Origin of the sequence: Paenibacillus elgii NBRC 100335 (assembly GCF_004000865.1) — a bacterium.
GTDB lineage: Bacteria > Bacillota > Bacilli > Paenibacillales > NBRC-103111 > Paenibacillus_G > Paenibacillus_G elgii.
In genome coordinates this window covers 184,901-207,372 of record NZ_BIMB01000001.1, presented here as the reverse complement: position 1 = coordinate 207,372, position 22,472 = coordinate 184,901, and the positions used below count along the sequence as shown (strand labels likewise).

At 50.9% G+C, this 22,472-nt stretch carries 25 protein-coding genes, 2 riboswitches and 1 other annotated feature; of the genes, 17 read left to right on the top strand and 8 right to left on the bottom strand.

All coding sequences use genetic code 11. The features are described 5' to 3' along the window. Nucleotides 1–27: 27 nt before the first annotated feature. Genes PEL01S_RS01035 through PEL01S_RS01025 form a run of 3 tightly spaced genes read left to right on the top strand, consistent with a single transcriptional unit; the run spans nt 28 to nt 3,059 of the window. On the top strand, nt 28–1,209 hold the full coding sequence (locus PEL01S_RS01035) for an MFS transporter (RefSeq protein ID WP_127458931.1): 1,182 nt from the start codon (nt 28–30) through the stop codon (nt 1,207–1,209). Between the two features lie 18 nt (nt 1,210–1,227). Beyond that, nucleotides 1,228–2,463, top strand: a complete 1,236-nt coding sequence (locus PEL01S_RS01030; protein WP_127458930.1) for an ISL3 family transposase — start codon at nt 1,228–1,230, stop codon at nt 2,461–2,463. Nucleotides 2,464–2,522: 59 nt separating this feature from the next. Continuing rightward, on the top strand, nt 2,523–3,059 hold the full coding sequence (locus PEL01S_RS01025) for a DUF5991 domain-containing protein (RefSeq protein WP_063182212.1): 537 nt from the start codon (nt 2,523–2,525) through the stop codon (nt 3,057–3,059). A 29-nt stretch (nt 3,060–3,088) separates the two neighbouring features. On the opposite strand, the gene PEL01S_RS01020 is transcribed toward PEL01S_RS01025, so the two are convergent. Then, the gene (locus PEL01S_RS01020; protein WP_063182214.1) at nt 3,089–3,991 is read right to left on the bottom strand and encodes a LysR substrate-binding domain-containing protein; all 903 of its coding nucleotides are present in this window, start codon (nt 3,989–3,991) and stop codon (nt 3,089–3,091) included. Nucleotides 3,992–4,115: 124 nt separating this feature from the next. Here PEL01S_RS01020 and PEL01S_RS01015 point away from each other — a divergent pair, with 124 nt between their 5' ends. Continuing rightward, nucleotides 4,116–4,787, top strand: a complete 672-nt coding sequence (locus PEL01S_RS01015; protein ID WP_127458929.1) for an O-methyltransferase — start codon at nt 4,116–4,118, stop codon at nt 4,785–4,787. A 132-nt stretch (nt 4,788–4,919) separates the two neighbouring features. Beyond that, nucleotides 4,920–5,399, top strand: a complete 480-nt coding sequence (locus tag PEL01S_RS01010) for a VOC family protein (RefSeq protein ID WP_063182219.1) — start codon at nt 4,920–4,922, stop codon at nt 5,397–5,399. Nucleotides 5,400–5,459: 60 nt separating this feature from the next. Here the strand turns inward: PEL01S_RS01010 and PEL01S_RS01005 are convergent, their stop codons facing one another. After that, nucleotides 5,460–6,626, bottom strand: coding sequence for an MFS transporter (locus PEL01S_RS01005; protein ID WP_127458928.1), 1,167 nt, complete (start codon nt 6,624–6,626; stop codon nt 5,460–5,462). Between the two features lie 196 nt (nt 6,627–6,822). On the opposite strand from PEL01S_RS01005, the gene PEL01S_RS01000 reads away from it, so the two are divergent. Then, nucleotides 6,823–7,185, top strand: a complete 363-nt coding sequence (locus tag PEL01S_RS01000; protein ID WP_127458927.1) for a winged helix-turn-helix transcriptional regulator — start codon at nt 6,823–6,825, stop codon at nt 7,183–7,185. 69 nt (nt 7,186–7,254) lie between these two features. Here PEL01S_RS01000 and PEL01S_RS00995 read toward each other — a convergent pair whose 3' ends face one another. Then, a complete protein-coding gene (locus tag PEL01S_RS00995; protein WP_063182226.1) occupies nt 7,255–8,133 on the bottom strand; it encodes a LysR family transcriptional regulator in 879 nt (292 codons plus the stop codon). A 96-nt stretch (nt 8,134–8,229) separates the two neighbouring features. On the opposite strand from PEL01S_RS00995, the gene PEL01S_RS00990 reads away from it, so the two are divergent. The 9 genes from PEL01S_RS00990 (at nt 8,230) to PEL01S_RS00950 (ending at nt 16,863) form a co-directional block, all read left to right on the top strand. Then, complete coding sequence (locus PEL01S_RS00990) at nt 8,230–9,135, top strand: DMT family transporter (RefSeq protein ID WP_127458926.1); 906 nt, start codon at nt 8,230–8,232, stop codon at nt 9,133–9,135. A gap of 142 nt (nt 9,136–9,277) precedes the next feature. Next, complete coding sequence (locus PEL01S_RS00985; protein ID WP_127458925.1) at nt 9,278–9,679, top strand: Rrf2 family transcriptional regulator; 402 nt, start codon at nt 9,278–9,280, stop codon at nt 9,677–9,679. 81 nt (nt 9,680–9,760) lie between these two features. Next, nucleotides 9,761–10,873 (top strand): AbrB family transcriptional regulator, encoded by a 1,113-nt coding sequence (locus PEL01S_RS00980; RefSeq protein WP_127458924.1) that lies wholly within the window; start codon nt 9,761–9,763, stop codon nt 10,871–10,873. Next, on the top strand, nt 10,870–11,439 hold the full coding sequence (locus PEL01S_RS00975; protein WP_063182233.1) for a hydrolase: 570 nt from the start codon (nt 10,870–10,872) through the stop codon (nt 11,437–11,439). The genes PEL01S_RS00980 and PEL01S_RS00975 overlap by 4 nt, the downstream gene beginning before the upstream one ends. A gap of 48 nt (nt 11,440–11,487) precedes the next feature. Next, nucleotides 11,488–11,717: a binding site (T-box leader), on the top strand. A gap of 96 nt (nt 11,718–11,813) precedes the next feature. Further along, nucleotides 11,814–13,352 (top strand): 2-isopropylmalate synthase, encoded by a 1,539-nt coding sequence (locus PEL01S_RS00970; RefSeq protein WP_127458923.1) that lies wholly within the window; start codon nt 11,814–11,816, stop codon nt 13,350–13,352. Between the two features lie 38 nt (nt 13,353–13,390). After that, nucleotides 13,391–13,876: a YbaK/EbsC family protein gene (locus PEL01S_RS00965; protein WP_108533198.1), complete on the top strand. Its 486-nt coding sequence runs from the start codon at nt 13,391–13,393 to the stop codon at nt 13,874–13,876. Nucleotides 13,877–14,039: 163 nt separating this feature from the next. Beyond that, nucleotides 14,040–15,920: a molecular chaperone HtpG gene (gene htpG, locus PEL01S_RS00960; protein ID WP_127458922.1), complete on the top strand. Its 1,881-nt coding sequence runs from the start codon at nt 14,040–14,042 to the stop codon at nt 15,918–15,920. Between the two features lie 138 nt (nt 15,921–16,058). Then, nucleotides 16,059–16,361, top strand: coding sequence for an ArsR/SmtB family transcription factor (locus PEL01S_RS00955; RefSeq protein WP_127458921.1), 303 nt, complete (start codon nt 16,059–16,061; stop codon nt 16,359–16,361). Nucleotides 16,362–16,461: 100 nt separating this feature from the next. Beyond that, on the top strand, nt 16,462–16,863 hold the full coding sequence (locus tag PEL01S_RS00950) for a DoxX family protein (protein WP_063187546.1): 402 nt from the start codon (nt 16,462–16,464) through the stop codon (nt 16,861–16,863). A gap of 50 nt (nt 16,864–16,913) precedes the next feature. Here PEL01S_RS00950 and PEL01S_RS00945 read toward each other — a convergent pair whose 3' ends face one another. From PEL01S_RS00945 to PEL01S_RS00920, 5 genes are all read right to left on the bottom strand, one after another. Continuing rightward, nucleotides 16,914–17,771, bottom strand: a complete 858-nt coding sequence (locus PEL01S_RS00945) for an NAD-dependent epimerase/dehydratase family protein (RefSeq protein WP_063187545.1) — start codon at nt 17,769–17,771, stop codon at nt 16,914–16,916. A 98-nt stretch (nt 17,772–17,869) separates the two neighbouring features. After that, on the bottom strand, nt 17,870–18,076 hold the full coding sequence (locus PEL01S_RS00940; protein WP_063187543.1) for a helix-turn-helix domain-containing protein: 207 nt from the start codon (nt 18,074–18,076) through the stop codon (nt 17,870–17,872). Nucleotides 18,077–18,528: 452 nt separating this feature from the next. Beyond that, nucleotides 18,529–18,711 (bottom strand): hypothetical protein, encoded by a 183-nt coding sequence (locus PEL01S_RS00930; RefSeq protein ID WP_063179915.1) that lies wholly within the window; start codon nt 18,709–18,711, stop codon nt 18,529–18,531. A gap of 66 nt (nt 18,712–18,777) precedes the next feature. Then, nucleotides 18,778–18,860: riboswitch (cyclic di-GMP riboswitch) on the bottom strand. A 149-nt stretch (nt 18,861–19,009) separates the two neighbouring features. Beyond that, nucleotides 19,010–19,771 carry a CAP domain-containing protein gene (locus PEL01S_RS00925; protein ID WP_108533193.1) on the bottom strand — a complete coding sequence of 254 codons (762 nt, stop codon included), beginning with the start codon at nt 19,769–19,771 and terminating at the stop codon, nt 19,010–19,012. A 6-nt stretch (nt 19,772–19,777) separates the two neighbouring features. Beyond that, nucleotides 19,778–19,914: riboswitch (cyclic di-AMP (ydaO/yuaA leader) on the bottom strand. Between the two features lie 122 nt (nt 19,915–20,036). Further along, nucleotides 20,037–20,384: a hypothetical protein gene (locus tag PEL01S_RS00920; protein WP_108533192.1), complete on the bottom strand. Its 348-nt coding sequence runs from the start codon at nt 20,382–20,384 to the stop codon at nt 20,037–20,039. 225 nt (nt 20,385–20,609) lie between these two features. Between PEL01S_RS00920 and PEL01S_RS00915 the strand changes: the two genes are divergently transcribed. Together PEL01S_RS00915 and PEL01S_RS00910 are read left to right on the top strand one after the other, a co-directional pair. Continuing rightward, a complete protein-coding gene (locus PEL01S_RS00915; protein ID WP_127458919.1) occupies nt 20,610–21,659 on the top strand; it encodes a FecCD family ABC transporter permease in 1,050 nt (349 codons plus the stop codon). Beyond that, entirely contained in the window at nt 21,656–22,456 is an 801-nt protein-coding gene (locus PEL01S_RS00910) for an ABC transporter ATP-binding protein (RefSeq protein ID WP_127458918.1), read from the top strand. The genes PEL01S_RS00915 and PEL01S_RS00910 overlap by 4 nt, the downstream gene beginning before the upstream one ends. Nucleotides 22,457–22,472: the final 16 nt, after the last annotated feature.

Below are 22,472 nucleotides of genomic sequence, written 5' to 3'. Positions count from 1 at the left end.
TAATTACGATAGGAGATGGTAATTAGCATGAAAAAATTAACAGCATTATTTTTCCTCATCATGTTTGTGATCGGAACCGATACATTTTTGATTTCTCCGCTCATCCCCACTCTTCAGAGTTTGTTTCATATCTCAACTGAGTATTCCGGTTGGATGGTGGGGGCCTATGCTTTAGGTTATGCCGTATTTGCACTGATTGCCGGACCGCTTTCCGATGGATGGGATCGAAAAAAAGTGATGCTTTCCGGCATGGTTTGCTTCTCGGTTTCAACCATATTATGCGGCTTTGCCACAGGCTTTTGGTCGATGTTTTTATTCCGTTTTTTAGCCGGAGTCAGCGCAGCATTTACAGCGCCTCAAGTCTGGGCCTCGATTCCTGCTCTGTTTCCTGCGCCAAAGATCGCCAAAGTATCAGGAATTGTAATGGCAGGTTTGGCTGCTTCCCAGGCGTTCGGCATACCTATTGGAAGCCTGCTTGCTACAACCCATTGGTCTTATCCTTTTTTTACAATCGGAGTATGTTCGTTGTTGGTGGCGATATTTATTTTTTATGTTTTGCCCGAAATGAAACCGAAGCAAGACCAAAGATCCAAGATTCCAATATTTAAAAGATACGTCCCACTATTGACAAGCCGAATAGCGAGAAGATCGTTCCTGGCTCATTTCTTATTTCAATGCGGATTCTTTGCTGCCTTTTCTTTCATTGGAAAATGGATGACGGACCGCTTTCACCTTTCGATTGATCAAGTAGGGTACGTGATGTTTTTTCTTGGTCTTGGAAATATGGTCGGGAGCATTAGCGGTGCTTATGTGATCAAAAGGTTGAGCCGTTTCAATACGATGGTTGTGGGCTTTCTTGTTTCGATTGCATGTTTTATTGCTTTGCCTCACCTGCCATCGGTTTCTGCTTTCGAAGGTGTATACTTTTTAATTTTTGTTAATATGGGAATCGCATTTCCGCTGATTTTGGGACTGCTGAATTCGTTAAATCCGACAATCCGCGGCACGATCTCAAGCTTGGCCAATTCGATCATGTACGCTGCGACAACACTCGGCTCTTGGATCGCAGGCTTGATTTATGCGACTTTTAACGGTTTTTCCGCCGTAGGCATATTTGCGGCTATTTGCTTTGCCGGTTCATTGTTATCTTTTATATTCAGTGGTATTTTGACTACTCACTCGAAAATAAAAAAGGAACTTGCATCGTAAATGCATAGAAGAATTCAAATGGATGATATTCTAAATCTTCCAAAATTCAACTTACTAAGTATTCGTGAGAATGAATTTGATTTTCTAATACAAGTGGTGACGAACTCTCCACCTTTAGCTTGCCCTCACTGTGGATGCAATGCGAACCTCTATAAGCACGATAACAGGGAACAGGTTTGTATGGACTTGCCTATCCACGGAAAGTGTGTAGGGCTTCTTATAAAGCGTCAGAGGTATCGTTGTCGTGAATGTTCTCAAACTTTCTGGGAACGTTTAGACCACACCATTGACGAAAGACGGAGCTGCACCAAGCGATTGTTGACTTACATTGAGCAGGAGAGTCTTAAACGAACATTCGTCAGTATTTCAGAAGACGTAGGGCTTAACGAAAAGACGATACGCAATATTTTTCGGGAATATAGGAACCGTCTGAAAGAAACGTTACGGTTTGAAACCCCTAATTGGCTTGGTATAGACGAAATTCACATGATGAAACCAAGATGCATTTTGACCAACATCGAGGAACGTACTTTGTTAGACGTTCTGCCCAATCGGAGCAAGGAAACGGTTGTAGGCAACCTCTCACGCCTTCCAAATAGAGGACGAGTACAATACGTAGCTATGAATATGTGGCAACCGTACAAGGACGCTGTGAAGGCTGTATTGCCCAAGGCGACTATCATTATTGATAAGTGTCACGTTGTCCCTATGGCGAATCAAGCGTTAGAAACCATCCGCAAACAGCTTCGAGAGGGCTTAAAACCGAAGGAACGTCGGGGGCTTATGCACGACCGTTTTATCCTTCCGAAACGCCAAAAAGAGCTCACGGAGACGGAAAAGATAACGCTTGACCTGTGGACTGAGAATTACCCCTCTCTCGGTATTGCGTATAGATTCAAGGAGTCCTTTTTCGATATTTGGGAAAGCGATACAAGACAAAAGGCATTCCTCAAATACCACGTTTGGAAATCTAAAATACCCAAGGAACTTCAACCCGCTTTTCAGCCTCTTACAAAGGCTATGGCAAACTGGGAAGAAGAGATATTCGCCTACTTCGACCATCGCATCACAAACCCCTATACGGAGTCTCTGAACAGCCTTGTCCATGTTATTAACCGTTTGGGCAGGGGCTACTCATTTGAAGCCCTACGAGCCAAAGTTCTCTTTACAGAAGGACTTACAAAGGAGCGTGGAGAACTTCTTGGAATCGACATTTCAACCATGATAGAGAAATTGGAGAAGGGCGAATTATAAACCCTTCTCCACTATGATTGGAAGAATCGATGTAAGTGAACGACAAGGAGAATCCATAGATGAAAAATAAAGTGATCGCGAGATCGATAGGCGGCGCAATCCTTGCCCTCGTCATGGCTTCGATGATCGGATGCGGTACGAATACTCCAACTTCCGCTTTAAAAGATAACGTTCAGCATGCGCCTTCGGGAAATAAGCCGGAAGAAGTAAAAACGACCATAGCTTCTTCACCATTGGAATCGTGGGTCGGGGAGTATGAATTTTCGGAATACGCCCCTCCGGATCAAAATAGGTTTTACCGAATTTCGATATATAAAGAGGATAAAAGCTACTACGCGACAATAGATATTGATGGCTTTCAAACGATGGAAAGACTTCAGGCCCAAGTGGAGGGAGACGGCAAAGCGATAAAAATCATTTTTAACAAGTATTTGCCCGATAACTTATGGGAGCCCTACAGTCCGGGAGACGTCTTGTTACGTTTGGAAAAAACAGATTCGGCTTTGAACACGTTTTGGGAGAAAATTCACCCCATGCTCAAGGATGATCGCGAATCCGGCAAGACTTACTTTGAGGCGGCGGCTCGCTCAAGCTGAGCTCGATTTCATGGCCGGGGGAGAGTTGTCTATTGTGCCGCATCCTCCCCGGATTGGCGAATAATCCGTACGAGATTTGCAGCAGCGGCGGACAAAGGCTCGTTTTTGCGGGTACAGATGGCAATTGTATTTTGCAGCCGGACGCCCTCGACGTAAACCCGGCATAGCTCGCCGCGCTGCACATATTCCCGCACGACCAACGAAGAAACGAAGTTGGCGCCATACCCGGCGATAACGGCCATGATCGCTTCATGCAATCCGTTGAATTGCAGCGTGATTCGGGGTTTGGATACGCTGTAGGTTCGGCATAAAGCCAGCAGCCTTTCCCGTGTCGAGCTTCCCTCCTCGCGCATGACGAAAGGCTCCTTCATCATTTCGCCCAGCGAAACTTGCTGATTCGCATATTTGTGATTCGGCGCTACCACAAACCATAGCTCGTCACGAAACAACTCTTCCGTTTGAATCGCATCCGGGTATTCCTCTGCCAGCCCTCCATAAACCGCAAGGTCCACTTCCATCTGTAAAAGCTGCTTGAGCGCATCGCTTGAATTGGTCGTTGTAATCGTCATTTCTACCTGTTCGTACTGCTGTTTGAACTTCGCGATCCAGGCGGGGATCAGAAATTGGGCCGGTAAATAGGTCGCCGCCAATCGAATATGTCCGTTCGTGCCGTCGCGGTATTCGTGACAAAATTGATCGATCTGCTGTTCTACCGCGAACAGTCTCTTTGCGAGCAACGCTATTTTTTCTCCGGCATCCGTCAGAGCAATTCCTCTTCCATTAGGCTTCAATAGAGGAATGGAGAGCTCCTTTTCAAATTTTTTGATCTGGGCCGTAATGGCCGGTTGGCTAATATTCAACAGCTCGGAGGCACGGGTTACATTGCCTGTGGAAGCGATCGTATGAAATAGTCGCAGGGCATGAAGATTCATGGCTAGTCTCCTTAGTTCTATATACAAAATATATGAAATACTAAAAACAATATATTATATTTATGATTCTGAATCAATTAAAATCAAGGTGAAAGTCAAATACAAACCGAGGGGCTGGGATATCATGAATGAATTGGACATGTGGAGCCGGGTCGATCAGTATATCACGGAGAAGCTCATTCCTCAGGACACCGTGTTGGAGCAGGTTTTGTCCGCAAACCGGCAAGCGGGTCTGCCGCCGCATGACGTCTCTGCAGCCCAAGGAAAGCTGCTGCAATTAGTTGCCCGGATGCAAAACGCCAATCGAATTTTGGAAATCGGGACGTTGGGAGGCTACAGCACCATTTGGATGGCAAGGGCGCTGCCGGCAGACGGACGTCTTGTTACCCTGGAGCTCGATCCGCGGCATGCGGAGGTAGCGCAAGCGAATGTATCCCTTGCTGAGGTGGAGAGCGTTGTGGAGATCCGGGTAGGGGACGCGCTTGAGCAGTTGGCTAAGCTGGAAAAGGAAGGTGCCGCGCCATTTGATCTCATATTTATTGACGCGGATAAGCCGAATAACCCCGGATATTTGAAATGGGCGCTTCGCTTTTCCCGCCCCGGGACGATCATTATTGGGGACAATGTCATCCGCGGCGGCGAAATTATGAACGAAGCCAGCACAGATCCACGTGTCCATGGAGTCAGGGAGTTTTATAACCTGCTGGAGCAAGAGGCCCGATTATCCGCTACGGCGATTCAGACCGTAGGCAGTAAGGGGTATGATGGGTTCGTCTTAGGGGTCGTGAACGGATAGTTCGGCGAAAGCCATGCGCGAGGCGGAACAGCAATCCGCAAGAAACCGCATCCCTTTATATATGCTAAGATGGAGCTGCAAGGTCAGGCGAGAGGACATTCATTCCATCGAATGCAAAAGGAGCGGATACGCATGCAAAAAATTACCCCTTTCCTGTGGTTTGACGGCAAAGCGGAAGAAGCGATGAATTTTTACACCTCCATCTTTGCAGATTCGAAGATTGAGAGCGTCACACGCTACGGTGAAGGCGGCCCTGGTCCGAGGGGAGCGGTCATGTCGGGAACGTTCCAGCTTAACGGGCAATCGTTTATGGCCTTAAACGGCGGACCGCAGTTTACCTTTTCCCCGGCCGTCTCGTTCTTCGTGAACTGCGAGACGCAGGAGGAAATCGACGAGCTGTGGGAGAAGCTCTCCGAAGGAGGGGAGCCAGGAAGATGCGGCTGGCTCACGGACAAGTTTGGGCTTTCGTGGCAGATCATTCCCAAGATTTTGGGCGAGCTGCTGCAGGACAAGGATGCCGAGAAATCGGCGAGGGTGATGCAGGCCATGCTTCAAATGGATAAGATGGACATCGAAGCTTTAAAGCGGGCTTATGAGGGATCGCTCAACTAGCGCGCCATTCCGGACCGTACTCTCTTTTGAAGAGGGGTACGGCCTTCTTTTTTTTCACTATTAGGCGGGCTTGACCGCAACCTTCTTTCCCCTCGTGAAGCTGACCAAGGCGGCCGCCAGACCGATCACCAAAATGAAGCTTGCAGCCCAAGGGTTATACTGGAGGGTGGAAGCGGCGCTGACCATGAATCCTCCTGCCCCGGCTCCCGCGGCCAATCCCAAGTGCACGATCGATGTATTCAGGCTAAGCACCAGATTCGACGACTCCGGCGCTTGTTGAATGAAATAGCTTTGGATCGCCGGGCCATTTGCAAACATGGAAAAGATGATGACGGCCAGCAGCGCCAACCCGATCCCGGGCACATCCGAAACAAAAGGTAACACGGCCAGCGCGGCGGTATGAACGGCAATGCTGAACGTAATGACTCGGGCCGCTCCCCATCGATCGACGCCGTAACCGCCCAGCCGGGAGCCGATGGCGCCGAAAATGCCGAAAGCCAGCATAATGATGCTAATGTTCGAAGCTTGGACATGAAGGCTGCCTTGAAGATACGGCGTCAAATAAGTAAACACAATCGAATTTCCTGTCTCCCGGAAAAACGTGAGCAGCAGGCCGCTTACGACAACGACGCTTCCCAGCACTTTGAACTGCTGACGGAACGAAACCGGCGCATCCCCTTCGATATCCGGGAGAAGACGCCAGATGACGATGGTAATTCCTAAGCTGAACAAGCCCAGAATCAGGAAGATAGATTGCCAATTCAGCCAGTTCGTGATCGCGATTCCGATCGGGACGCCCAGGATCATGGCGCTGCTAAAGCCTAGAATGATGGTGCCGATGGCGCTGCCCAATTTTTCGCGGGGGACCAATTTCGCGGCCACACCCAGCGCTACGACAAGATAGACGCCCGCGCTTATCCCCAATATGACACGGGAGGCCATCAGGATGACGATATTTGAGCTACCGAACGATACCAGGCAGCCCACAATAAAAAGCGCCAGTGAGCCTAGCAATACTTTTCTGCGTCCCAAGCGGGCGGTGACGGATACGACAACCGGGGTGCCAATGGCGAACGCAAGGGAGTAGACGGTAATCAATTGCCCGGCAAGGGCAAGGGAAATGTTTAAGCTTTCGGCAATGACATTAAGAATGCCGGATACGACGAGCTCGGAGGTTGCCGTTAAAAAGACGCCAAGCGCAAGCGTGTAAATGGACATGCGATGCATTTCGAATCATTCCTTTCCGCTGTCCGGGACAGCAGCCGAAATCGGGTCATGGCCGGCACATGCCGATTCGACAGTTGGGATTGCGAGATCTCTTGGTTGTATTATAATTAGGGTACGTATTTTACGTAAGAAGGCAAAGTATTTGGACATTATCCAATTGTTTTGACTAACTAAATAAAAGTAAGTAGGTGGAGGCATGGAGCCTGCAAAGGACGAGGAGAAAGGGTTCTCGAATATCTGCTCGGTGCTGCAAATTTTGGGGGCGAAATGGGCCTTCCTGGTCATTGCGGAGCTGTCCAAGGGGCCTAAACGGTTCAAGCAGCTTCATCGGGACGTGGCGGTCGTCAGGACGCAATCTTTAACGGATGTGCTGCGGCATTTGGAGAACAGCGGGATTGTCCGCCGCGAAGTTTTTCCCACAGTGCCCGTAACCGTACAATATTCGTTAACGGAAAAAGGTTTGGATTTTCAGGCTGCGCTCAAGGAAATGGAGAAATGGGCCGCCAAGTGGGGGAAGTCGGAGGACGGGAACCCGCCGGAGGAACAAAGGCAAGCCTGATAAAAAGAAAGAACCGCGGTCCGTTCAATCGGAATCGCGGTTCTTTCACGTTGCCGGAGCACGCGGCTTTCAAGATTCCCCGAACAAGTCTCGTGCGGTCTGGATAAACAGCTTGACAGCGATGGAAGCTTCTTGCAGGGAAGGTACCGCCAGGTTAATTTCTCTGTAAGGGTGAGGTTTTAGCGCATGCATTCGAACGTTGGGAGGCAAGGTTGACAGGGCAACCGAGATGTTCGACATGATCGCCACACCGAGCCCTTCTTGGATCATGTTCAACGAGGTGTTCACATTATGGACGATATATTTGACTTGGAGACGGGCCCCGGCTTCCCGGAATCGCTCAAAGATCGGGATTTCGTAGCCTCCGTTGCAGATGATCATCGCCTCGTCGCTCAATTCTTGTAAACGAATGGTCGAACGATCGGCCAGAGGGTGGTCGTCCCGGATGAACAGAAACATCTCTTCTTTTAGTAAGGGAGTAACTTCAAATTCATCATGCGGCGGAATGAGAAAAGCGACATCAATCATTCTGGAGGCCAGCCGTTCTCTGAGGTCGTCGATGGTGCCTTCGTACAGATCGAATTGAATGCGGGGATATTTTTCTCCGATGACTCTGAAAATTTTGGGCAGAAAATAAGCGGAGGCCGAGGGAAAGGAACCGATTCGAATCGTCCCGACTTCGAAGCCTTTTTCGGCCATCACTTCCTGTTCCACCTTCTCGAAGCCCTGCAAAATATCGCGGAACACAACCAAGAGGCGTTCGCCGATGTCCGTCAAAATAATCCCGTTCCTTCGGTCGCGAATCAGGAGAGTCACGCCGAGCTCGGCTTCCAGTGTGGAGACGGCGCGGCTGACGGCAGGCTGTGTCATATTCAATTCATGACCGGCTTTGGTAAAGCTACCAGTTTCGGCGATTTTGACGAACAGCTGAATTTGGGAATGGGTCATAACACTTATGGTATGCTCCTTATAATAAACATTCATTTTATTTATTTCGATAGTTATTGTATCATGAGAAAACATTGACAACAAGGAGTGTTCATCGTGTTGCAGCTCTCACGCTCGCGGGCGGCTTTGTATCTCACTTTTCTCGTTATCGTCTGGGGAATCAACTGGCCGCTGTCTAAATATACGCTTTCCTTTTCGCCGCCTTTATTATTTGCAGGCTTGAGGACGTGCATCGGGGGATTGATTCTCATCTGCGTCGCCTTGCCCGGCTACAAGAAGCTCAATTGGAAGCAGACGTGGCCCGTTTATGTGATTTCGTCCGTGCTGAACATCATTCTCTTTTACGGTCTTCAAACGATCGGACTGAACTATTTGCCGGCCGGACTCTTCTCGGCGATCGTTTTCCTGCAGCCCGTATTGCTCGGGATTTTATCCTGGCTATGGCTGGGGGAAGAGATGTTCGGCTTGAAATGGATCGGACTTGTGCTCGGTTTTCTAGGCGTATTCGAGATTAGCGCAAGCAGTCTGGCTGGACATCTGTCCGTTACCGGAATCGTGCTCGCTCTCGGCTGTGCGGTCAGTTGGGCCTTGGGTACCATGTATACTAAGAAAATGTCGGCGCGGGTCGATATGGTTTGGGCGGTGGCGCTTCAACTGATGATCGGCGGCATTTTGCTGTTAGGCTCGGGTTCTGTTCTGGAAAAATGGACGGATATCGTCTGGAACGTTACGTTCGTATCGAGTCTGCTGTTTATTTCCGTTTTCGTCATTGCGCTAGGCTGGCTCGCTTACTTCAAGCTTGTCGGCTCCGGCGAAGCTGGCAAGGTCGGAGCGTTTACGTTTCTGATCCCGCTCATTGCGATTACTTGCAGCGTCCTGTTTCTGGGCGAGCGAATATCAATTAATTTGGTGGCGGGACTCGTGCTCATCGTCGGCAGCATCCTGCTGGTCAATGCAAGATCAATACGTTTGGTGAAAAAGCCGACAGGATTGCAGAGGTAAAATTCAATCGAAAAATGACCCCTGACGTATGCTTGCGTTTGCCGGTAAGTTTGGCGCGAGCGAGAGGGGTTGTTTTTTGTATTAAAGTGTGCTAAATTAAGCACATTAAAAGCTGTAGCCGAAGGAGGCTGTTCAGGGCAACATGGCACAAATCAAGCGGTTCGGCTTCGGGCTGCAAGCTTTAATCGTACTCGCCTTAACTTCGGAGCAGCGCTCCAGCGCCGAAATCGCGGAAGAGATCCGCTGTGAGCCGACCGCGCTCCGCAAAATTTTAGCGCAACTGGCGGAAGCCGGCATCGTGGAAGTGAAGCAGGGCAGAGCAGGGGGCTATCAGTTGACCCGAAAGCCCGGGGAGATTACGCTGTCCGAGATCTACAACGCTTTACACGAAGAAGAGCCCTTATGGAACCAGATGCTGGATACAACAGGAAATCACCTGTTTGGAAAAAAGGTCAACGAATCGTTTCAGAAACTCATGACCGACATCATTGTGCAGGTAGACCATGTGCTGGGCACCTATACGATTGCCGACCTGCTTGAATGATCTCTTTTTTTACTCTAATATGTGCATAAAAATGCACATATTATTCAAAATAACTCTATAGAAAGATAGGGAGGGAGAGTTATGGATCAACGAAAAGCCCCGACCCGTTCCGCCGGGATCGCGTGCTCTCTGATTGCGGCTGTCATCGGCGGCATCGCGTTCAAGCTGCTGCATTTGCCGATACCCTGGCTGCTGGGTCCGATGTTCGCCGTTTTGATCGGATCGAATGTGTTTAAGGGACGTTTCGCATGGCCCGGGCAGTTCAGAAACACGGGCATGATCATCGTCGGATACACGATCGGGCTGGCCATGACGGCGGCGGCGCTGAAGGAGATGTCGTACCAACTACCGTGGATGCTGCTCATGACGCTGCTCCTGCTGCTTTGGTGCGCGGGCATCGCCTATCCCGTCTCCAGACTGGCGGAGATCGATTACAAATCCTCGCTGTTGGGAAGCATACCCGGAGGGCTGACGCAGGTTCTTGTGTTGGCGGAGGAAACCGACGGGGTCAATCTCACGGTCGTCACCGTCACGCAGGTGATCCGGCTGATCCTGATCATCACGTGCGTGCCCTTGCTGGTAACGAGCCCGCTCTTCGGGCAAGCGCACGAGGGTTCGGGGGCCGGTGCTCCGTTGTCCGCCGTTTCGGCAGGTTGGAGCAGCGGGATGATTCCGAACCTGCTCGTCTATGCGCTGGTCTGCGTAGGATGCGCCGTCTTGGGGAACAAGATCAAATTTCCGACCGCTTTTTTGCTGGGTCCGGCTATCGGAACGGCGGTTCTTCAATGGACCGGCTTCCAGGGACCGCCGCTTCCGTCCTTTGTCCTTAACGCGGCGCAGCTCTTCATTGGCGTACATGTAGGGCTGATGCTGAAGCCGGGCCGGTTGACGCATAAAGTACGGACGATCTCGCTGGCGGTTGGCAGCGGACTGCTGCTGATGCTGGGGGCTTTGGGCTTGAGCGTGCTGCTGACCAAGCTCCAGTCCGTATCCGCCTCTACCGGGCTGCTAAGCCTTGCTCCCGGGGGGATGGATCAAATGGGCATTATCGCCCATGAGATTCATGCGGATTTGTCGATGGTGGCCGGCTATCAGCTGTTTCGTACCTTTTTTATCTTTTTCGCGGTACCGCCTTTGTTGAAGGCGATGTTCCGATATAACAGCAAATTAACCAAACGGAGGGAAACTCAATGATACCAATACAAGTGAATTTTCAAAAAACAGCTTTAGTCCTTATCGATTTGCAGAAGGGAATCGTCGCCACCGCGAACGGGCAAGAGATTGTTGAGAAGGCTGCCGGGCTTGTCCGGCTGTTCCGTGAGAAGGGCGGATTTATCGCATTCGTCCATGTCGATTTCCACGATGGGCAGGACAGATTAAAGCCGGCAACGGATCAGCCGGTTCCGGCCGTTCAGCCTCCTCAAGATTGGGCCGAGTTCGTCCCGGAGCTGGGCGTCCGCCCGGACGATTACGTGGTCACGAAGCGGCAGTGGGGCGCTTTTTTCGGTACGGATCTGGATCTTCAGCTTCGCCGGAGAGGGATTGATACGATCGTCTTGTGCGGAATCGCCACCAATATCGGGGTGGAAAGCACGGCGAGAGAAGCATTCCAGTTTGGCTATCATCAAATCTTCATCACGGATGCGATGAAGACCTTCAGCAAGGAGGAGCATGAAGCTTCCTGCAACTACATTTTCCCGCGAATTGGCAAGGTCAGAAGCGCCGAGCAATTTCTGGCGGAAGCAGGCGGCGCAGAATAGGTTTGACAAATCGATCGGATTACCCTATACTAACCAATAATTCCAAATACAAATGTGAGGATTAGAAATAGTAGAAGTGCAATGACTTTTCAGAGAGCCGTTGGTCGGTGCGAAACGGTAACGTCGTTCATTTCGAACTCGTCTATGAACAGCTGCCTGACATGTAGGGTAAGCCGGAGTTCCACCGTTACAGGGATAGATGGTGATAGCCATCGAATTGAGCTCATTTCTTAGGAAATGAATTAGAGTGGTACCGCGGGTTCAACCTCGTCTCTATACGTAGAGACGGGGTTTTTTTGTTGGTTAAATTCCGGGTTTAACCAACACCGCTTCACATATAAATATAAAGAAATGCGAATTTGGGAGGAATAAGGATGAAACGTAAAATTATGGTGTTCGATACTACGCTGCGCGACGGCGAACAAGTTCCGGGCGCAAAATTGAATCTTCATCAAAAAATAGAGATTGCCCAGCAGTTAAAACGGCTTAATGTAGATATTATCGAAGCAGGCTTCCCCGCCTCGTCTGCAGGGGATTTTCAAGCGGTCCAAGAAATTGCCCGCTGCGTAGGCAACAGCGTCTCGATTACGGCCTTGGCCCGGGCGGTCAAAAGCGATATCGACGCGGTCTATGAAAGTATTAAGCTGGCGCAGAATCCGCTTATTCATATTGTGCTCGGCACCTCGAACATCCACGTGGAGAAGAAGTTCAACCGATCCAAGGATGCCGTCCTGCAAATGGGCGTTGACGCGGTCAAGTATGCCAAGACGCTGCTTCCGCAAGTGCAGTATTCCACGGAAGACGCATCGCGGTCGGATTTCGAATACTTGTGGAAGACGATTGAGGCCGTCGTGAAAGCGGGAGCGACTATGATTAACGTCCCTGATACGGTGGGCTATGCCGTTCCGGAGGAATTCGGCGAGCTGATCCGCAAAATCAATAAACGGCTCAAAAATTTGGACGACCGCGTGATTCTTAGCGTACACTGTCACAATGACCTCGGTCTGGCAACGGCCAATACGCTGAGCGCGATCAAGAACGGGGCGGAAAAGGTCGAATGCACCATCAACGGCCTAGGCGAGCGGGCAGGCAACGCTTCGTTGGAGGAAGTCGTGATGGGGCTTAAGGTCAGGGAGAACTACTTCAACGGCTACACCGATATCAATACGACGGAGCTGCACAGAACCTCCAGGCTGGTTAGCCATCTGACGGGGCTCGATGTACAAGTCAACAAAGCGATTACCGGCGAGAACGCCTTCGCGCATTCTTCGGGTATTCATCAGGACGGGCTGTTGAAAGACAAGCGGGTATATGAGATCATGTCGCCCGAAGAGGTCGGTGCGGACAGCATGGAGCTGATCCTGACCGCCCGTTCCGGACGGCACGCCTTCAAGAATACCGTCGAGAGAATGGGCTTCGATACGAGCGATGCCGACGATTTCGAGCAGCTGTTCGCGAAGTTCCTGACCTTGGCCGATGCGAAGAAAGAAGTGTACGATCACGACGTATTTTATCTCGTCACGAATCACCGGACCGTCGAGCAAAGCAGCAAGCAATTATACGAGCTGGAGTCCTTCCAGGTGGTGAGCAACGATCAGAACCCGACGGCTGCTGTCAAATTGAACAAGGGCTCGGAGTCGATGAAAGGCAGCGCCGTGGGCGACGGTCCGATCGATGCCTTGTACAGCGCGATCAAAACGTTGGTCGGTCTGGAAATTGAGCTGAAGGATTATAAGATCAACAGCTTGTCCCGAGGCAAGGAGGCTGTTGGCCGGGTCAACATCCGTATTGAGCATCAAGGCAAAATTTACTCCGGCCGGGCGATGGACACGGACATTATCAAGGCCAGCGCGAATGCTTTCCTGAACGGGATAAACGGCATCCTGCTGGACCTTGTGAAAGACGAAAAATAGGCCGGATCGACAGTCCGGACCTATCGGAGGGAAACGTTTTGAGCAGTCAGTTAAAGGAAAGTGCGCAGCGCGTGCAGGACAAATTAGCGGGGTTGGGATATCCGAACCGGGTTGTGGAGCTGCCGGACAGCGCGCGAACCGCCCAAGAGGCGGCGGACGCCATAGGCTGTGAGGTGGCGCAAATCGCAAAATCGATCATTTTCCGGCTCAAGCCGTCGAATAAGCCGCTTCTGGTTGTCGCGAGCGGCGTGAACCGGGTGGATGAGAAGCTCATCTCCAGTCGCATTGACGATAAGCTTGTCAAGGCCGATGCGGATTTCGTGCGGGAGCATACGGGCTTTGTCATCGGGGGCGTTGCGCCGATCGGACATCCGGAGCCGATTCTGACGATGATTGACGAAGATCTGTTTCAATACCCCACCTTATGGGCGGCGGCGGGACATCCGAAAGCCGTATTCGAGCTGACTCCCAATGACCTGGCCGCCATGACGCGCGGGCAAGTAACGTCCGTCAAAAAAGAATAAAACACTAGACGCTTGGGCTTCCAGGCGTTTTTTCTTTTGGGTTGACATTAAAAAGGAGGAATGTTATAAAAAATAAAGAATGGCACTCGAAGATAGAGAGTGCTAACAACGAGGTCATTTGCAGCCATTGTTACCCTTTATTGTCCAAAAGGAGAGATTTCGAATGGAAAAGAAGCAGTTTCAAGCCGAGTCCAAGCGATTATTGGAAATGATGATCAATTCGATTTATACGCAAAAAGAAATCTTTCTTCGCGAATTGATATCGAATGCCAGCGATGCTATCGACAAAATTTACTACAAAGCGCTAACTGACGATCAGCTTGTATTTGACAAAGACAGCTACTACATTAAAGTAATTCCGGACAAGGACAACAGAACGTTGACGATCCTCGATACCGGGATCGGGATGACCAAGGAAGAGCTCGAGACGAACCTTGGCGTTATCGCCAAGAGCGGCTCGCTCGCTTTCAAGAAGGAAAACGAACTCAAGGACGGCCACGATATCATCGGTCAATTCGGCGTCGGCTTTTATTCGGCCTTTATGGTCGCCGACGTGGTAACGGTGATCAGCAAAGCCCTGGGCAGCGACAGCGCGTACAAGTGGGAATCGGCGGGTGCGGAAGGCTATACGATCGAGCCTTGCGACAAAGACACGGTCGGCACGGAAATTATTTTGAAGATCAAAGAGAACACCGAGGACGAGAGCTACGAGGAGTTTTTGGAAGTATACCGTCTGAAGGGAATCATTAAGAAATATTCGGATTTTATCCGCTATCCGATTAAGATGGACGTTACCTCCAAGCGATTGAAGGAAGGCAGCGACAACGAATTTGAGGATTACACGGAAGAGCAGCACATTAACAGCATGGTTCCGATCTGGAGAAAAAACAAAAGCGAGCTGACGGCCGAGGATTACGAGAAGTTCTATGCGGAGAAGCATTACGGCTTCGACAAGCCGATCAAGCATATTCATATCAGCGCCGACGGGGCCGTGGTATATCAGGCGATCCTGTTTATCCCGGAAAATATTCCTTTCGACTACTACTCGAAGGAATACGAGAAGGGGCTGGAGCTGTATTCCAACGGCGTGCTGATTATGAACAAATGCTCCGATCTGCTGCCGGACTATTTTAGCTTTGTCAAAGGTATGGTCGATTCGGAGAGCCTGTCGCTCAACATTTCCAGAGAAATGCTGCAGCACGACCGCCAATTGAAGCTGATCGCCAAAAATATCGAAAGCAAAATCAAAAGCCAGCTGCTAAGCCTGCTTAAGGATGAAAGAGAGAAATACGAGCAATTCTACAAGTCCTTCGGCAGACAGCTGAAATTCGGGGTGTACAGCGATTACGGCAGCCACAAAGAGGTGCTGCAGGATCTGGTCATGTTCTATTCCTCCAAGGAGAAGAAGCTGGTTACGCTGGAGGAATACGTATCGAGAATGCCGGAGGACCAAAAGTATATTTACTATGCTTCCGGGCCGTCGAACGAACGAATCGAGAAGCTCCCGCAGACCGAGCTCGTTGCCGAGAAGGGCTACGAAATCCTGTACTTCACGGATGATATCGACGAGTTCGCCGTCAAAATGCTGATGAAATACAAGGACAAAGAATTCAAGTCCGTCTCCAGCGGCGATCTGGGCTTTGAAGCGGAAGACAAGAAGGACAACGACGATGCCGACAAAAACGATCACAAAGAGCTGTTCGACTACATGAAGGGTCTGCTGGAAGGCAAAGTAACCAGCGTCAGAGCCTCGAAGCGGTTGAAGTCGCACCCCGTATGTCTGTCTACGGAGGGTGATGTCAGTATCGAGATGGAGAAAATATTGAACGCCATGCCGAATAATCCGAGTGTCAAGGCGGAAAAGGTGCTGGAAATTAACATCCATCATGAGGTGTTCCAATCGCTGCAGACTTCGTACGAGCAGGATAAAGAGAAGCTGAACCTGTATACGGCACTCTTGTACAACCAAGCGCTGTTGATCGAAGGGCTGCCGATTGAAGATCCGGTTGAGTTTACGAACGATATTTGTAAAATTATGGTCTAATTTAGGCTCACGCACATAAAAACCGACCCTGGAAGGGGTCGGTTTTTATGTTGTTCGTCCCGCAGGGTAGGGGGAGTAGCTAAAAAACATCTTAAATATTCCTTGACAGGAATATTCCTTATAGGGTATATTGTGATTATGAATTCGACCTTTCGAACTCTTGCCGAGCCGAATCGGCTGCACATGGTTGAGCTCTTGCGGGAAGGCCCTTTAACCGTAGGAGAAATTGCCAATCGGCTTGGGCTCAGCCAGCCGCAAGCTTCCAAGCATCTTCGCGCGCTAAGCGCCGCAGGGCTTGTCGAGGTGCAAGCGATCGCTAACCGGCGGATCTGCAAGCTTAGGCCCCTGCCGCTGCTGGAGCTGGAGGTATGGTTGGAATCTTTCCGCCACAGCTGGGATGAGAAGCTCGACCGCTTGGGTAATTACATGCAGGAGCTGTAAAGGAAGGGAAGGGAGTGAGCGTCTCGAAGAGCAGTTGGCGAAGCTTACGTAAATGGGGATGAGAATTAACACGACTCTTAATGAAGGAAGAGGGATGAGTATGAAGAAGATCGTAACTGTTTATTGGATTTTTACAGGGCTGCTGGCGGCATTGATGGCTTTCGGTTCGATTCCTGATATCCTGTCTGTTCCCGAGGCCGTGGCTTTATTCGATCATCTGGGGTATCCCGCTTATCTTCTTCCGTTTATTGGCACGGCGAAATTATTAGGGGTTATCGCGCTCCTCGTTCCGGGATTTCCCAGAATTAAGGAGTGGGCTTATGCGGGTTTTACGATTGATCTGGCAGGGGCGATGTATTCGAGCATTGCCGTAGGCGACCCGGCCAGCGGCTGGCTTGTTTTCTTGATCGGCTTCGGACTCATTGCCGGTTCGTATATTTTTCATCACCGCAAGCTGCAAGGGAAAGTATTGAAAAATCAGCAAGCGCAATTGTTGTCATAAAAACGGAGTAAAGGGCTGTCGGGAAATGATCCTGACGGCCCTTTTTCGTTTCAAGATTGTAAGCTTGCCGGGAAGCCTTCGCGCCAAGTCGGATAAAGCGGCTTCCAGCCATAGTCTTTTCGCGCCTTGGCATTGGCTGCCCCGCGCTCGCCGCGGCTGCTGCCTTCCTGGATATCCGGCTCGGGTGCGCCGATTGACGCGGCATAGAAGGGCAGCCACTCGGTTCCCGGAGCTGGTTCGTCGTCCACGACGTTCACCGGCCCGTTGGGCCATTCCAGTGCAGCAGCCGCTGCCCGCGCCGCATCTTCAACATGCAGAAAGGAAGTTACTCCTTCCGTCGCCTGCAGCTCCTTGCGCCGCACCTTCTCGGCCATTAGCCCATTACGGTCGTACCAAGTTCCGGGACCGTAGAATAGACCGTATCGAAGAATAACGTATTCCGGCATTTCGGCGACCGCCTGCTCCAGAGCCAGCACGCTGTCAACGGTCCTTTTTCGCGGCTGTGGCGCTTCCACATCCAAAGGAACCTCTTCCGTGGCAGGGTGATTTCCCGGTTCGTAGGTCCACGATATGCTTTGTGCGATCATGCGTTTCACCCCGACCGCTTGCGAGGCGTCGACCAGATTTCGGGTTCCGATCGTTCGAATTCGGGCATTGTCTTCCAAGTTGTAGCTGCTTAAAGAGGTGAGCTGATGGATGACGACTTCCGGACGCGCCTCCCGAAGTGCGGCGATCACGGACTCCCGGTCTAAAGCATCTGCAACCAAGGGGGATGCCCCCATTTCCATAATGATGCTTTTCGCGGATTCATTCCGCGTCATGCCAACGACTTCATGGCCTTCCCGTACAAGAATAGGCAGCAGTAAACGCCCGATGACGCCGGTTGCTCCGGCAACTAAAATTTTCATACACCTTGCCTCCCGTTGAACGGCAAATTCAAATACGCCTTGTATTTTGATTCATTATACAAGACAGCGACGGGCGCAATTTTGTGACACGGAAAGCATTATCGATCCTTCTTATGCTCCATGATATCGTTCGGCTGGACGCCGAAATGCGTACAAATCTTATCGATGATTTCCAGCGAGACGTATTCGTCCTTCCCTAATTTGGCCAGAGTTGCGGTGGACAAGCCCAAGCTTTCCCGAAATTCGGTTTTCGTCAATTCTTGATCGACAAGCAATTTCCATAATGGTTTATAGGAAAAAGGCATACCTTCGGAAGCTCGAACATAGTTGGAGCGACGAAGCGAAAAATCCAAAAGATGAATCTGGAAAAATGTATGCTATAGGAGTAAGTAACGGATTCAGGCACGCTGCCATAGCTTTAAATTCATTAAAAAGCTACGGTAAAACGGGTGATGACGAACGGCTATATTTTGCCCAAATCGTTTAGTAATGTGGTCGCGTTCATCTTGCCCCTGTCTGTTTTTAATATGTACAAGGTCTTGGGTAATTATTTAAACGGTCCCGATTGGATGCGCGAAGCGAAAGTGATATCGTCATATTTTCTGGCTGCCAGTCTGATTCGCCGGGAGACGCCTCAAGATGGGACAGATCTCCCGGAGCGACGAATGCGGGGATATGGAGAACCGGGATGCCCCCGTCCTTGGGAAACGGCGATCCTGGTTAGTGGGGGGAAGTGCTGGGGGGTGAGCGACCTCGATCAAATTTCGGAAGATGGACGCAGAGAATCTTCAAAATAATCGGCCGTCCCGTTTCCGCTCATGGCTATTTCATGGGTTTCTGTGTTCATATGTTTAAGCTGCTCTTTTTTCCACGCTTCGAATTTTTCCAGCGGGATCTCTAATTGTTCGATGAGAAGTTGACAATCTATCGGTTGTTTCATTTAGGATACCCCCTAGTTTAGAAAAAATGATTGAAAAACAAAAACCACCTTTCCTAGCGACGGCTAAGAAAGATGGTCCGGTTGCACTACTAGCTCCTTCGAATCCAAGTGCCCATATACAGATTCGAACTCATTGCCTACCTAGTTCTCATGATACCAGTAAACAATTGAATATGTCTGTATCGTTTCATACGGAATTTTCTAAAAAAAATTTTAGAAATGCCCATTTCTCGAAAAAAAAACAAAATCGATCCCCAGCAGGGGGACCGATATCCGATATCTGTATGAGAATAGGCGATTAGTTCGCGATAAACTCTTGAACCCATTCGCCGTTGTAGTAAGCAACGCCGATTTTCGTAAAGTTCGGGCTCAAAATATTTTGGCGGTGACCTTCGCTATTCATCCATGCATTCATAACCTCTTGCGGAGAACGCTGGCCTTTTGCGATATTTTCACCGGCATACGAAAAAGTAATGCCGAAAGATTTCATCATATCAAACGGAGACCCGTACGTCGGAGACGTGTGATCGAAGTAATTGTTAGTATACATGTCTTTTGCTTTAGCCAATGCCATAGAGGTCAAGGCGCTGTCCGAAGCAAGCGGCTTCAGGCCGGCTTTCGCGCGTTCTTGGTTCACGAGATTCACCACTTGGCTGGCAAAAGCGGATTGATCCGTCCCTTGCTGGGAGCCGGTATCCGGTTGTTGCGCCGGAGTGGTCGGCTGCGGCTTGGCTGGCGTTGTCGGCTGAGTGTTCACCGGAGTGGTCGGTTGCGGCTTAGCAGGAACCGGCTGCGGTTTCACCGGAGTCGTTGGCTGCCATCCGTTATCGCATCCCGGAAGGTTGATGATCATTCCTTTCCAAATCACATTCGGATTGGAAAGCTGCGGGTTCGACTTAAGCAGCGAGGAAAGATCAATGCCGTATTTTTGAGAAATCGTCGACAACGTATTGTTATCGGTAACGGGGCATGGTGCAGCGGAAGCAGATGCCATACCGGCTCCGAACACCGAAGTAAGGGCCAAAACACTCACCAAAGCAGTTTTTTTCATGCGATTCAAAAAAGATCCTCTCCTTTTTTCGGCCTGCGAGGTTAGCTGACGGGTTCGGGTCAAAGAGCAAGCACCCGGCCATAGCGTAATGGCTTCACCCCAAAAAAATGGGTTCCCCCGCGCTTCCAAAGAAGCTTCGGCCTTGAATGTAGTTGTCCTCTCGACAGAACCGGTGAAGCCGACGTATCGTCCCACCCGGTCTCTCAAGGGCCCTTACAGTCTATCACGAGGATCGCTAGTTTTCACCCCACAAAGTCTTCCAACCGCCGCAATGCTACTTCCACTTCATCAGTATAAACCCGCCGATGATAATGAGAAGCCCGACCCAAGTTTTCCACGTTGGCATCTCCTGCATGAACATATATCCCATAAGCAGACATACCAGAAGCTCGACAATTTTGGCCGATACGAGAGCTGTTGTCAGTTGACCGAAGCTTTGCTGTACCCAGCGGACACCGTACCCGATCAACAAATTCGCCGGAAGAAACAATGGAAGCATCTTCAATTGAAAAAGAAACGTCGATCCGAAGGCGGGATCGATGTGCTTGCTTTGATAAGAGTAGACGGCATTGACGATAATCAGACCGACGAAAAGACACGCAAAGCCGAGAACAGCGGACATATATCGAAGGACCTCCTCCATAGTCGAAAACAAGTGAAGAGCCAGCGGGCTCTCTTGAATGTTTCCCTGAAATAACAAATTTTATTGACTATAAGAAAATTTCCTTATAGAATAAATTTTGCATTAGGTAAAAATATTTGCACATAGACAAATGTTTTATTTTACCGCCCGCAGCCGAACAGTTCGTTAAGCGGGCGTATCTCGAAATCATAAGGAGGATTCCTGTTGTTCAAGCGTCGGCATCTTTTGTTTTCCTCCCCGTTCTTTGTTTTTGGACTGCTTTTCGTGCTTCTCCTAGCCAGTATCGTAATGGCCGCCGGTTTCGGACCCGTGTCCGTTCCGTTTAAACAAACGTTTGCCCTGTTGCTGGAAAAATTGGCCTTCCCGGTGGACAGCACAGCAGGGGAACGGGAGCGGCTCGTAATAGAGCAGGTGCGTTTGCCGCGCGTGCTGGTCGGCGCGCTTGTGGGCGCGGCGCTCGGCATCTCGGGCGCTTCAATGCAAGGATTGTTTCGCAATCCGCTCGTTGAGCCGGGCTATGTCGGCGTATCCAGCGGAGCTGCTGCCGGTGCCGTGTGCGCTTTGTATTTCGGCTTGACGCATCTGGGGGTATGGCTGCTGCCGGCTGCCGCTTTTACCGGAGCGCTGTTTGCCGTCTGCGTCATTCTTGCGGTTTGGCGGTGGAGCAGCCGTTCTACGGTGACGACGCTTCTGCTGCTTGGGATCGGTCTGAACGCTTTGCTGTCCGCCGTGATCAATATTCTGGTCGCCAGCTCGCGGAACGAGCAGGAGCTGCGGAGTATTATTTTCTGGCTTCAAGGCGGACTGGAAGCCCGGACTTGGGGACACGTGCAGCTGATTGCTTTGCCGATTCTTATCTCTTGCGTACTGCTTTGCACCTTCGCCCGGGATTTGAACTTGCTGCTGCTTGGCGACGAGCATGCCCAAAGCAGCGGTATGAAGGTTCGCACGGTGCGCTATCTGATTCTGGGACTCGCTTCGCTCATGACCGGCTCGGCCGTTGCGGTAAGCGGGATCATCGGGTTCGTTGGCTTGGTTGTTCCGCATATGATCCGTTTATGGACCGGACCGGATCACCGGGTGCTGCTGCCGGCCAGCGCGCTTGGAGGAGCTATATTTTTAGTTGTTGCAGATCTGATATCCCGGATGGTTCTCCAGCCGGTGACGCTGCAGGTCGGCGTCGTCTGCGCGTTGATCGGGGCGCCGTTGTTCTTGGGCATGGTATTGAGATCCGGAAAAGGGGCGGTGGCATGAGTACGATGATTGCGGTACGGCAGCTATGGCAGCGAGCCGAATCGAAGACGATCCTGCATGACGTCAATTTGCTGATGAGGCCCGGACGTTTCATCGGCTTGATCGGACCGAACGGCAGCGGCAAATCGACGCTGCTTCGCGCCATGGGCGGCTTGCGTCGACCCTCTGCCGGAGAAGTGCTGTTGGACGGGGCCTGCTTGCACCGGATGAAGCCCAAAGCGGTCGCCCGCCATATCGCGTATGTGCCGCAGGATTTGAGCACGGAGCTTGATTTTACGGTAGAAGAGATCGTGATGCTGGGGCGTTATGCCCATCGGGGGCGGTTTGCTTCCGCCTCTGTGGCAGACCGCGAAGCGGTACGGGAGGCGATGCTCACAACCGGGATTGACGCGTTGGCGGACCGGAGGGTGACGGAACTGTCCGGCGGACAGCGGCAGATGGTGTTCATCGCCAAGGCGCTTGCCCAGCAGCCGCGGATTTTGCTGCTCGACGAGCCGATTTCGGCGCTGGATATCCGGCATCAGCTGCGCGTTATGAAGCTGCTGCGGGAAAGAACGAATGCCGGGCTGCTCGTCGTTGCCGCTTTGCACGATTTGAATTTGGCGGCGCGGTTTTGTGACGAGCTGATCCTGCTTCGGCACGGACATGTGCTGGCTTCCGGGGCGCCGGAGTGCGTCGTGACTTCCGAGCGGCTCCGGCAGGCTTACGGGGTGGAAGCCTCAATCCGCCGCGACGAACGTACCGGCAAGACTGCAGTGACCGCCTTGGACGAAGTCCGGATGCAGGCGGCTTATTAACGATATAGAAAAAACG